Origin of the sequence: Acinetobacter sp. 18QD2AZ41W, assembly GCF_009829025.1 — a bacterium.
Classification (GTDB): Bacteria; Pseudomonadota; Gammaproteobacteria; order Pseudomonadales; family Moraxellaceae; genus Acinetobacter; species Acinetobacter pseudolwoffii.
Genome location: NZ_WURP01000021.1, coordinates 1 through 11,806, shown reverse-complemented (window position 1 = coordinate 11,806; position 11,806 = coordinate 1). Strand labels below are relative to the sequence as shown.

General features: G+C 39.9%; 9 protein-coding genes and 2 pseudogenes. 9 read left to right on the top strand and 2 right to left on the bottom strand.

Annotated elements, in window-relative coordinates; genetic code table 11:
* Together GVV58_RS14450 and GVV58_RS14445 are read left to right on the top strand one after the other, a co-directional pair.
* Positions 1-252, top strand: a 252-nt coding sequence (locus GVV58_RS14450) for a DDE-type integrase/transposase/recombinase (protein WP_159139036.1), incomplete at its 5' end; no start/stop codon positions are given.
* A gap of 410 nt (positions 253-662) precedes the next feature.
* Entirely contained in the window at positions 663-1,229 is a 567-nt protein-coding gene (locus GVV58_RS14445) for a recombinase family protein (RefSeq protein WP_104470814.1), read from the top strand.
* Positions 1,230-1,444: 215 nt separating this feature from the next.
* On the opposite strand, the gene GVV58_RS14440 is transcribed toward GVV58_RS14445, so the two are convergent.
* Positions 1,445-2,725, bottom strand: a complete 1,281-nt coding sequence (locus GVV58_RS14440; RefSeq protein WP_159516821.1) for a cation diffusion facilitator family transporter — start codon at positions 2,723-2,725, stop codon at positions 1,445-1,447.
* Positions 2,726-2,814: 89 nt separating this feature from the next.
* Between GVV58_RS14440 and cadR the strand changes: the two genes are divergently transcribed.
* From cadR to GVV58_RS14405, 7 genes and pseudogenes are all read left to right on the top strand, one after another.
* Positions 2,815-3,207, top strand: a complete 393-nt coding sequence (cadR, locus tag GVV58_RS14435; protein ID WP_159516820.1) for a Cd(II)/Pb(II)-responsive transcriptional regulator — start codon at positions 2,815-2,817, stop codon at positions 3,205-3,207.
* Between the two features lie 142 nt (positions 3,208-3,349).
* A complete protein-coding gene (locus tag GVV58_RS14430) occupies positions 3,350-3,760 on the top strand; it encodes a hypothetical protein (RefSeq protein ID WP_159516819.1) in 411 nt (136 codons plus the stop codon).
* Positions 3,761-3,809: 49 nt separating this feature from the next.
* The gene (locus tag GVV58_RS14425; protein ID WP_159516818.1) at positions 3,810-5,177 is read left to right on the top strand and encodes a TolC family protein; all 1,368 of its coding nucleotides are present in this window, start codon (positions 3,810-3,812) and stop codon (positions 5,175-5,177) included.
* 1 nt (position 5,178) lies between these two features.
* Positions 5,179-6,441: an efflux RND transporter periplasmic adaptor subunit gene (locus tag GVV58_RS14420; protein ID WP_071851559.1), complete on the top strand. Its 1,263-nt coding sequence runs from the start codon at positions 5,179-5,181 to the stop codon at positions 6,439-6,441.
* A complete protein-coding gene (locus tag GVV58_RS14415; protein WP_159516817.1) occupies positions 6,431-9,589 on the top strand; it encodes a CusA/CzcA family heavy metal efflux RND transporter in 3,159 nt (1,052 codons plus the stop codon). The genes GVV58_RS14420 and GVV58_RS14415 overlap by 11 nt, the downstream gene beginning before the upstream one ends.
* A gap of 85 nt (positions 9,590-9,674) precedes the next feature.
* Complete coding sequence (locus tag GVV58_RS14410; protein ID WP_004665978.1) at positions 9,675-10,574, top strand: cation diffusion facilitator family transporter; 900 nt, start codon at positions 9,675-9,677, stop codon at positions 10,572-10,574.
* 203 nt (positions 10,575-10,777) lie between these two features.
* Positions 10,778-10,957, top strand: a pseudogene (locus GVV58_RS14405) (hypothetical protein); the annotation flags it as partial.
* 294 nt (positions 10,958-11,251) lie between these two features.
* On the opposite strand, the pseudogene GVV58_RS14400 reads toward GVV58_RS14405, so the two are convergent.
* Positions 11,252-11,728: pseudogene (locus GVV58_RS14400) on the bottom strand (IS6-like element IS1007 family transposase); the annotation flags it as partial.
* Positions 11,729-11,806 lie beyond the last annotated feature (78 nt).

Below are 11,806 nucleotides of genomic sequence, written 5' to 3'. Positions count from 1 at the left end.
CGGGAAGGTAAATGTCCACCAGACCTTGAGCACAGGCAGATTAAGTATAAAAATAACGTGATTGAATGTGATCATGGTAAGCTAAAGCGGATCATCAGGGCCACGTTAGGATTCAAATCTATGAAGACGGCTTATGCCACAATTAAAGGTATTGAAGTCATGCGTGCACTACGTAAAGGCCAAGCTTCGTCATTTTATTATGGTCAGCCTCAGGGTGAAGTCTATCTGGTGAATAGAGTTTTCGGTCTCTAAGCACTTTTTAAAGGGAACATCATCGACTCAAATTTCTATTTGCAACAGTGCCGGAATACATAAGATAAAAGCTAACCATATTTTATTAGATATTTACTTGTAAATCTTTACATTATTCAATTACATCAAAGTTTTTCCAACTAAAAAGTGAATAGCCACCAAAATTCTAGACATAAGGCAAACCCACTTTTAAGATGACTGATTCGAATACAAGATATCTTGCAAAAGTCACTTATCGTATTTTATAAGCTTGAATGTATCTTTAGAGTATACCCTAAAGTAACAGCCTAAAAGTTCGTAAAATTATGTACCATTTAAATGATTTTTAATCATATATAACATGTAACTTTGGTATTAAAAATTTATAATTTACGAAATTGTTCATTTTTCTTCAATTGGGGCGTGAAAAAGTGAAAGGCCAAAAAGTAGGGTATGTCCGGGTCAGTTCTGTCGAGCAAAACACTGGACGTCAACTTGAGGGAATTGAAGTCGACCGGATTTTTGTTGATCGTGCGTCAGGTAAAAATACCGACCGACCGAAATTTCAAGAAATGTTGAATTATGTCCGGGAAGGAGACCAGGTGATAGTACATTCCATGGATCGTTTTGCGCGAAGCTTAAAAGATTTGGTGACTGAAGTAGATAAACTGGTCAAACGAGGGATCTCCATCCAGTTTGTAAAAGAAAATATTACTTTTACGGCCCAATCCACTCCGATGGATAATTTGATGCTGCAACTGATGGGTGCTTTTGCACAGTTCGAACGTGAGATTATTCTGGAGCGGCAAAAGGAAGGAATTAAACTGGCATCAGCTCAAGGGAAGTACAAAGGTCGGGTACATAAATTGAAACCTGAGCAGGCTGAAGCTTTACGACAAGCATGGAAGGAAGGGAAATATCCTTCAAAAATGGCATTAGGTCAGGCATTCGGTATTAGTCGTCAAGCGGTATACCGCTATTTAAAAGCCGGGGAATAACTCAATTGAATTTTCGACTATATTTAGTTTAGCTTATGAAAATGAGGGAATGTGATAAATCTATGAAAAAGCCTATTCGAGGGGGGAGATTGAACTATCATACTGATTTTAGATGACCATTTAATCAATCACCCCAGATGTTTAGAAAAGAAAAAACCCCGGCATCCTGCTGGGGTTTTTAGTATTGGTTCGCTCGGTATAACTCTTGTTGTACCTTACTTCAAAGCCAAAATTTTTCGGGCACCATTAAGTACGAATAAAGAAACCAGTATGCCAATGATTAAGTCTGGATAAGCTGATCCCGTCCACGCCACGAGTACACCGGCAAATATAACGCCCATATTTACGACAACGTCATTCGCCGAGAAAATCCAACTGGCTTTCATATGTGCGCCATCTTCTCGATGACCAGAAATAAGATATAAGCATGTCACGTTAGCTATAAGTGCGAGCAGGCCAATAACAATCATGAGCGTTGATTCTGGCTCGCTTCCAAACATGAATCGTCTAATGACATCAACAATCACGATAACAGCAAGTAATAACTGAATCCAACCTGCGAAATGGGCTGCTTTTATTTGATATTTCGCAGCTTTTCCGACGGCATATAGCGCAATACCATAAACGGCTGCATCGGCAAACATATCTAGAGAATCAGCAATCAATCCTGTAGACGCAGCAATAATACCGCTGATGAATTCTATAAAGAAAAGTAGAGCATTAATACCTAATAACAGTTTAAGTACTTTAGCTTGTCTCACAGGATCAGGTTCATTAGGTATATCGCCTGAAGAAAGCTGTATTTCATCAAGTTTCGCCCCAAAACCCAGTCCTTCGAGTTTAGCCGTAATTTGCTGAATCCCTTCATTATGGAAGACTTTCAGTTTTCGATTGGGAAGATCAAAAGTAAGACCTTTAACTGCTTCAAGATCTGCAAGAGTCATACGGACCATTTGCTCTTCAGCAGAGCAATCCATTTTAGGAATGGTGTAGGTACTTGTTTGCTTGGCCTGTTGATTGCTTATATAAGTTTCAGTCTTCACAAGCTTTGCCCCAAAACCCAGTCCTTCAAGTTTGGTGGTTATATTTTCATCTTTTTGATTATGTAGAACCTTTAAAGAACGGTTAGGTAAATCAAAGATGAGTTTTTGAACACCATCAATTGAAGATAGCGCCATACGAACCATCTGTTCTTCCGCAGAACAATCCATTTTGGGAACTAAGTATTCACTCATGTAGTGCGAATCTTTTAAAACGTCTTCAGTGCTTAAATTTTCTTTGGGATCAGAACCACAACAGGATTGTGCGGTATCTTCACAACTGTTTGAAGTGTTACAGCAAGGAGATGAAGATTTTTTTTCTTCCTCTTCACCACAACAGCTAAGCGTATTATCACAATTCTTTGAATTGTTTGCTTCTGCAATTGATGGATGATTTTCTTGTTGAGATTTCTTATCTTCGCATGGTGTTTCTTTACTACATCCACAACCACTCATAATTATACCCATTAAAAAAATTATAAACTTTGAATATTAGAATCCCTATAGTTACTATAGAGTCAAGAATCTTTGGAAATACTAACTCAATGCATTTAAAAATTGGTGAACTCTCTAAAAAAACCTCATGTTCAGTATTAACAATTAGGTTTTATGAAAAGGAAGGTTTAATTCCGGAACCGGAAAGAATGGAAGGAAATTACCGCCTTTACGATGTAGGCTATGTTGAGCGAATTAAATTTATTTTGAATTGCCGAACTTTAAATATGAGTTTGAATGAAATTCGTCAATTACTTACCTATAAAGACAAACCTGAGAAAAATTGTTCAGATGTGAATGAATTAATTGACTTACATGTCAGTGCTATCAGAGAAAATATAATCAAGCAACAAAAGCTTATTGAACAACTATCTGATTTAAGAGGTACTTGTGATGGTTTATGTACAATTGACCAATGTGGAGTTTTAAAAAATCTAGCTTGATTATCTAGACCTATGCTTTTTTCAAAAACTCTGTATATCTTTACTTAAGGCTGCAAAAGGTTTAAGGTTACTCAAATTCTGTGATCAGATCTTTGATAGATCTGGACAGCTTCTTATTGGTGTTTTAAATACAGATTTGTGTATGAAGAGAAAAACATTTCTAATCCAGATATTGGTACTCTTATTCACATTCCAGAATATTTGGAGTGTGGCAGAGGCTGCGTGTCTGCATGAAATGCCAAACATACCCAATTCAATACTCTCTAATCCAATCGATTTAGACGAAAAGAGTGATAGTCCTAGTCAAGCACTTTATTCCCTAGAAAACTATAAAGAAATCTATGACTATTGTCAGAAGGTTTGTTTTAACGAAAAGTGCAGTCATTTCTCAAATACAATCGTGATTCAGATTGACCCACCCGATGATCTGAAGCTTAAAGCTAATTTTGAGACCGGCATTACCCCAACTTATTTGGGAATAACTTTTTATAAATCCCCTTATCTGAATCAATTAACCCCGCCTCCCGATTTGCCCCTACTATTGGTGGGGTAGTCTTATAAAAGCCCACCACTCCTAATTTCATTATGCGTGGGGCATTTTCATGTCAAAAAACAAATTACATCAGGATACCTCCATCCTGAATTTATCCTGGTCAGCATTCCGTACAGGTGTCTTGCTATCAGCAATGATCAGCTTGAGTACTTCTGTAGTCGCCAGTACTCAAGATTTAACGCTGCGACAAGCCATTGATCAGGTCAACCAGTATCAAGCGTCCCAAAATTTCTGGGAAACGCAAAACAGCATTAATGCCACGAATCTTCAGCAAAGTAAGCTGTTTAAAAATCCTGAACTGTCAGTTGAACAAACGGGATTTGGTTCAAATAATGAAAAAGAGCTTACCATTGGCATATCACAACCCTTGGATATTTTTGGTGAGCGAAAAGCAAACCAAAAATTAGCCAGTCTCTCTACAGATAAAACAGCACTGAAGCAGAAGATTTATCAAGCGCAAATTGAGCTTGCAGTGAAATATGTATGGTCACAACTGGCCATTGCCGAACTTGAAAGAAACATTGTCAATGAACAACTTCGGGTGAGCGAAGAAAACCTTAAAGCGATCGAGAAGCGCTTTACTGCGGGCGGTATCGCGCAAGTAGATGTGAATCGCGCACGTTTAAGTCATGCTGAAAATATCCGTCTTTTTAGACAGGCCGACTTACAAGTCCAAGTGGCCACCCAACAATTATCAAATTTATGGGGAACCTCTGATAAGTCATTGCAGGTAAACCTCTCTTCACAAAAGCTCTGGCCAAAATCGACTCATCAGCAGGTTCAAGAATATTTAGCGGAAAACTACGTTGAGAAATATCGAGCTTTACTGGTATTAGAGTCTCAAGCAACGGTTGATCAACTAAGGGCAAAGGCACGTCCTAACCCCACTTTAAACCTAGGTGTCAACCGCACCCAATCCTTGGAAAACTCCACACAAAATCAATTAGTAGTCGGAGTCAGTGTACCGCTTAATATTTTCGATCGTCAGCAAAATGGCATAAAAATCGCGCAAGAAAAAATGAACTTATTAGAGCGTCAGAAAGAGTTTTATCTAAAGCAAAATGCGCTGCAAATAGGCACAATTTTAACCGAGTTGCAGGGTTTAGAGCTGCAATTCAAAGTCGTTGACGAGACTCAAATTCCTTTGGCGACTCAAGTTCAAAGTAAGACGCTACAAGGTTTCTTGGCAGGCAAGTTTGCTTTAACCGATGTTCAGCAAGCCACGCTTCAATTACAAGACATCCGTCTGCGTAAAGTCCAGTTGTTACGGGATGGCTGGCAAAAGGCCATTGAAGCAGAAAGTTTGAGCTTAGGCATTAGCCCAAGTGAAGTCATGTCGAAAGATGCTATTGCACAAATCAATCAAAACTTATGGCAAGACATACAGGCCATGCCTGTCATTGGTGGGGGAAATTAACATGTTCGATCTTAAAAACAGCTTAAAAAAACAGAGCGGAAAAATCTCTCAACCTCTACTGATTGGTTTGGTCATCGGCGCAACCGTACTACTCAGTATTTTCTTGATCTTGTCGGGTAAGAATAAATCTGAAACATCAGATGAACATGCAGAGGAAGAAGGCGCAGAGGAACATGGAAGTGAAGAAGGCAAAGAGGAACATGGCGGTGAAACCGAAGAGCATGCAGAAGGCGTGAGCCTGACGGCCAAGCAACTGGTTGAACAAGGCATACAGTTATCAGCAGTCGATCAAGGTCCGGTGGTTAAATTAAGTTCTTATCCAGCAAAACTTAACGTGAATACCGACCAGCAAGCGCATGTCTCTCCGAGTTTTAGTGGTCATGTCGAAAATGTCTATGTAGAACTCGGCCAAAAAGTTCAGAAAGGACAGTCTTTGGCCACGTTGCTTGTTCCTGATTTAGTCGATCAGCAGGCCAATCTAAAAATTGAACAAACCAACCTTGAACTGGCGAAACAGGACTTCGAGCGTGAGCGTCAGCTGTGGTCACAGGGTATTTCAGCAAAACAGGACTATCAACGTGCTTACAACAGCTATAAACGGGCGCAAATTCAGGTCCAATCGGCCCAATCACGTTTAAGTGCGTTTGGTGCTGTGAATACCAGTAACGGGCGCTATATTTTGAAAGCCCCCATTTCCGGCGTGATCAGTAAAAAGGATTTGGTGCTCGGAGAAAATGTTCAGTTAGCCGATCAGCTCTTTACTATAGACCGGTTAGATCAGCTCTGGCTTGAGTTTATTGTTCCAAATTCTGAAATTATGGGTTTAGCCCCGAATCAAAAGATCGAATTTAAATCCTTGCAAACTGAAAAGGTCTATCAGGCAGTTATCCAGACTTTAAATACTGAAGCGGATACTCAAACGGGTCGTCTTCAGGTTCGAGCAAAAGTTGAATCGAATGCAACCGAATTACGTCCAAACTTGATGGTAAACGTACTGCTGCAACAAAAGAGTGAAAGTACCGCATTACGGGTGCTTAAGTCAGCAGTTCAGAATATCGATGGAAAGGATGTGGTTTTTGTCGCCACTCAACATGGACAGAAAGTTGAATTCAGTCCGCAGCCGGTGAAATTAGGTCAGTCATCTGGGGAGAGCCAGTGGATTGAAGTGGTAAATGGGCTTAATCAGGGACAAAAATATGCCGCTCAAGGTAGTTTCTTACTGAAATCTGAAATGGAAAAAGGAGAGGCTTCACATGGGCACTGAAAATTCTCAAATATCTAATAATGAGTCAATAAAGCCTGAAGGACTGTTTGATCGACTGATCCAGTTTTCAATTCATAATGCCATCTGGGTCATGCTGTTTATTGTGGCCTGGATTGGCGTAGGCATTTACAGCTATCAAAAGCTGCCGATTGATGCCGTGCCTGATATCACCAATACACAAGTACAGATCAACACTTCTGCCAATGGCTTTACTGCTTTGGAGATGGAACAGCGGATTACCTATCCTATCGAGAATGCCATGTCAGGCATGCCGAATATGGAACAAACCCGCTCTATTTCACGCTATGGTTTATCGCAAGTGACCATCATTTTTGAAGATGGTACTGATATCTACTGGGCCAGACAGCTCATCAACCAGCGCTTGCAAGAAGCAATGGGAGAAATGCCTGAAGATGTGCAACCGACCATGTCGCCTATTTCGACAGGTTTAGGTGAAATCTATCAATGGGTGATTAAAGCCGAACCAAATGCTAAAAAGCCGGATGGAACCCCTTATTCGGCGATGGATTTACGTGAAATTCAGGATTGGATTGTAAGACCGCAATTACAGCGCGTAAAAGGCGTTGCGGAGATCAACAGTATCGGTGGCTTTAATAAAACCTATGTGGTTGCCCCTGATCTGAACCGATTGCAACAATTGCAAATTCCTTTGTCTGATTTACAAACTGCCTTAACAGAGAATAATGAAAACCGTGGTGCTGGCTATATTGAGAAAAATGGACAACAGCTAACGGTTCGTGTTCCCGGCACTTTAAACACGATTGAAGATATCCAGAACATCAGTATTACCAATAAAAACGGCTATCCTATTCGGGTGGCAGATGTCGCCAATGTCTCAATTGGTCATGACTTAAGAACAGGGGCTGCAACCTATAATGGTGAAGAAACTGTATTGGGTATTGCCATGATGATGATGGGAGAAAATAGCCGTACCGTTGCTCAAGCCATTGATGAAAAGGTGCAATCGATCCAGCAATCGCTACCTAAAGGTGTGGTGATTGAGACTGTGTATGACCGTACGCATTTGGTTGATCGGGCGATCAAAACCGTTCAGAAAAATTTGATTGAGGGTGCAATCCTCGTCATTGTTATTTTATTTCTCTTTCTAGGTAATTTCCGTGCTGCGCTGATCACGGCTTGCGTTATTCCACTGTCAATGCTGTTTACCTTGACGGGAATGGCAGAGCAGAAGATTAGTGCAAATCTGATGAGTTTAGGGGCACTGGACTTCGGTATTATTATTGATGGTGCAGTGGTTATTGTAGAAAACTGTATCCGTCGGCTAGCAGAAGCTCAGAAGCTGAAAGGTGGTTTACTTAGCCGTTCTGAAAGATTTAAAGAAGTCTTCTTGGCTGCAAAACAGGCGCGTCGTCCTCTCATCTTTGGACAGTTAATTATTTTGGTAGTTTATCTACCTATCTTTACCCTGACGGGTGTAGAAGCCAAACTTTTCCATCCTATGGCAATGACGGTTGTACTGGCTTTAATTGGGGCCATGATTTTATCTGTCACTTTTGTGCCAGCCGCAGTTGCCCTATTTGTCACTGGAGAAGTCAAGGAAACCGAAAGTCGCTGGATGCATTGGCTTAAAACCAAATATGAATTGCTTTTAGATAGAGCCTATGAGCTTCGTTTATTTGTGACTATTGTGGCTGCCTGTATTTTAGTGCTTACGGGTGTGCTAGCTACTCAAACAGGTAGCGAGTTTGCACCTCAACTGGGTGAAGGTGATTTTGCTGTTCAGCAAATGCGTTCCCCAAGTACAGGGTTAGAACAGTCACTGAGAATGCAGGAAAATACTGAAAAGTTACTGTTGAAAGAATTTCCTGAAATTAAAGCAATCTTTGCCCGTACCGGTACAGCAGAAGTGGCCACAGATGTCATGCCACCCAACATTTCAGATGGCGTGGTACTGTTAAAACCTCATGATGAATGGCCTGATCCAAAACAAACGATTGATGAGCTTCGCCAAAGAATGATTACTTTCTTAGCGACATTGCCGGGAAATAACAGTGAGTTCTCGCAACCCATTGAACTGCGTTTTAACGAGTTGATTTCAGGGGTGCGAAGTGATGTGGGTGTCAAGTTATTTGGCGATGATATGGAAATTCTGAATCGTGAAGCGAATAAGATTTCTCAGAAAATTAAATCAATTTCAGGCGCGACAGCCGTTAATGTAGAGCAAACCAGCGGCTTACCCTTGTTGAATGTAGAAGTTGATAAGTCCAGAGCAGCACAATACGGCTTGTCGGTAAGAGCAATTCAGGATCTGGTGGCGACAAGTGTCGGTGGTCAAAATGTTGGAACCATTTTACAGGGAGACAAGCGTTTTGATTTTGTGATTCGTCTAGATGACTCCCAACGTAGTCCTGAACAGTTAGCGCTACTTCCTGTTCAATTGCCGAATGGTGGCTTAGTCCAACTGCAAGATGTGGCACGCGTTGAAAATATCCTGGGTATTAATCAGGTCAGCCGTGAAAATGGTAAACGTCGAGTGGTTATTACTGCAAATGTAGAAGGACGTGATTTAGGCTCATTCGTAACAGAGCTTCAGAGCACGTTATCCAAACAGGAATTACCAAGCGGTTATTGGATAGATTATGGCGGTCAATTTCAAAATCTGATGTCTGCAAAAGCGCGTATGCAATTGGTGGTTCCGCTCGCATTGTTGACGATCTTTATTCTATTGATGGCTGTATTTCACAACATCAAAGAAAGCTTACTGGTCTTTAGTGGTGTACCGTTTGCCTTGAGTGGAGGCTTAATCGCGTTGTGGTTGCGTGACATTCCATTATCCATGTCAGCAGGCGTTGGCTTCATTGCACTATCGGGGGTGGCTGTACTGAATGGCTTAGTGATGCTTACCTTTATCAAAGAGCTGCGACAGCAATATGACCTTTATTATGCAACGTGGCAAGGTGCAATATTGCGTTTAAGACCTGTGTTAATGACCGCTTGTGTTGCTTCCCTTGGGTTTGTTCCGATGGCTTTGGCAACCGGTACTGGGGCAGAGGTACAGAGACCTTTAGCGACTGTAGTCATTGGAGGAATTATCTCCTCTACCCTGCTTACATTGGTTTTATTGCCTGTACTGTACCGGTGGATGAATGAAAAGAAAGCTTCTTAATCCATTAGATTAAGCAATTTTTAGCAGAGATATTGGGTCTGTCTCAAGTATCTCTGCTAATCATGGATTGAATAAGGAAAATTTTATGTCAGAACATCATGATCATAGCCATGCGGTTGTTACTGAAGGAAATAGTAAGAAATTAATGTTTGCTTTGGGTTTAACGACTACTTTCTTAATAGTAGAAGTTGTCGCTGCTTTTATTACCCAAAGTTTAGCATTACTGTCTGATGCCGCTCACATGTTTACTGATGTAGCCGCATTAGCTATTGCTCTTGCTGCTATCAAAATTGGTAAAAAAGCCGCAGATGATAAAAGAACTTTTGGCTATCAGCGATTCGAAATTTTAGCGGCTCTGTTTAATGCAGTGATGCTTTTTGTGGTGGCGATATATATTGTCTATGAAGCTTACCAACGCTTTACGCATCCTGCTGAAATTCAAAGTGTTGGAATGATGATTGTCGCAGTCATTGGTTTGGTCATAAATTTGATTTCAATGAAAATCCTTTCTGCGAGTGCTCAAGAAAGTCTAAATGTGAAAGGCGCATATTTAGAAGTCCTTAGTGATGCACTGGGATCGATAGGCGTGATTATCGGAGGAGTGGTCATTTATTTTACCCAGTGGATGTGGGTAGATACCGTAATCGCTGTGTTAATTGGCTTCTGGGTTTTACCTCGAACTTGGGTTTTATTAAAACAAAGTATCCATATTTTGCTTGAAGGGGTTCCTGATGAGATTGATATTGAGTCGTTAAGAAATGATTTATTGATGCTAGAGGGTGTTGAAGGGATTCATCAGTTGAAAGTCTGGGCTATATCTTCAAAAAACATTCATTTAACTGCTCATTTGGTTGCTCCTAATAGCGATCCAGATCAGCTCTATCAAAAGGCCTTAGACGTTCTAAAACATAATCATAGTATTACTGAAATTACGTTACAAATAGAAAGTAAGGAATGTAATACATTGGAACAGCATAAACATTAAAGTGCTGCTCTTTCTACATAATGGACAGATGACTAGGCTGATAAACCTTACCATTTTCCTGTATTACACTTCTATTTATCACACGCACTTTAAACACCATCCTGAGACATTTTAAAATTACAAGAATGTAATTTATGAGTCCTCTGGGTGTTAATTCTTTAAAGTTAGAATATCTAACAAGTATTAAATGAGAGTAAATAAACATGCTATTCAAAAATAAATTTTGTACTAAATTACTGTTAATTAGTGCATTCTTTAGTATCGCAAGTTTTAGTTATGCAGATGGCGGCTTGTTATTTCTTGAAAAGAATTTAAAAGCTTCTAAAGTTGAAAATTCTAAACAAAAACAAGTTAAAAATAATGAATCAAATGAATCAAATGAATCAAATGAATCAAATGAATCAAATGAATCAAATGAATCAAATGAATCAAATGAATCAAATGAATCAAATGAATCAAATGAATCAAATGAATAGTTGGGTTGCATAAATAAATCAATTAGACTTATTCATTCAGCAATATAATTCCTGAATGAATAAGTTTATAACTAAAACCGGCTTTGTTGCATAAACATTCAAAAGCTGAGTTTTCCCCAATCCATTCAAATTTAAGTGACAACTTGGGTGGGCACTGTTGCAAATAGGGATCTGAGTCGATGATTTTCCCTTCAAAAAAGCTTAGAGACCGAAAACTCTATTTACTAGCCAAACTTCTCCTAGAATATTACCGTTATAAAATAATGAAGCTTGTCCTTTGCGTAGAGCACGCATAACCTCAATACCTTTAATTGTGGCATAAGCCGTTTTCATAGACTTGAATCCCAACGTAGCCTTGATGATCCGTTTGAGCTTGCCATGATCACATTCAATCACGTTATTCTTGTATTTAATCTGTCGATGCTCCAGGTCTTCAGGACACTTTCCTTCCTGTTTTAGTCGCGACAAAGCACGGCCATAGGTATGAGCCTTATCAGTGTTTATGACTCGTGGAATCTGCCATTTTTTGACATGATTCAAAATCTTACCAAGAAAACAATAAGCTGAATGGGTATTTCGTCTAGCAGAAAGATAGAAATCAAGAGTATGGCCACGTTGGTCAACTGCACGGTATAGATATGCCCATTTGCCATTCACTTTTACGTAAGTTTCATCCAGAGTAAGCGTCCGCTGAACCCCATGCCTATTTTTTTAATTTGAGTTGGATTTCCAGCGATGTGGCAGTAATTCTTCTAT

Bases quoted from the DNA above. Each gene is read 5' to 3' on its own strand.
- GVV58_RS14440 (WP_159516821.1), bottom strand. From the start codon at position 2,725: ATGAGTGGTTGTGGATGTAGTAAAGAAACACCATGCGAAGATAAGAAA.
- cadR (WP_159516820.1), top strand. From the start codon at position 2,815: ATGCATTTAAAAATTGGTGAACTCTCTAAAAAAACCTCATGTTCAGTA.
- GVV58_RS14430 (WP_159516819.1), top strand. From the start codon at position 3,350: ATGAAGAGAAAAACATTTCTAATCCAGATATTGGTACTCTTATTCACA.
- GVV58_RS14425 (WP_159516818.1), top strand. From the start codon at position 3,810: ATGTCAAAAAACAAATTACATCAGGATACCTCCATCCTGAATTTATCC.
- GVV58_RS14420 (WP_071851559.1), top strand. From the start codon at position 5,179: ATGTTCGATCTTAAAAACAGCTTAAAAAAACAGAGCGGAAAAATCTCT.
- GVV58_RS14415 (WP_159516817.1), top strand. From the start codon at position 6,431: ATGGGCACTGAAAATTCTCAAATATCTAATAATGAGTCAATAAAGCCT.
- GVV58_RS14410 (WP_004665978.1), top strand. From the start codon at position 9,675: ATGTCAGAACATCATGATCATAGCCATGCGGTTGTTACTGAAGGAAAT.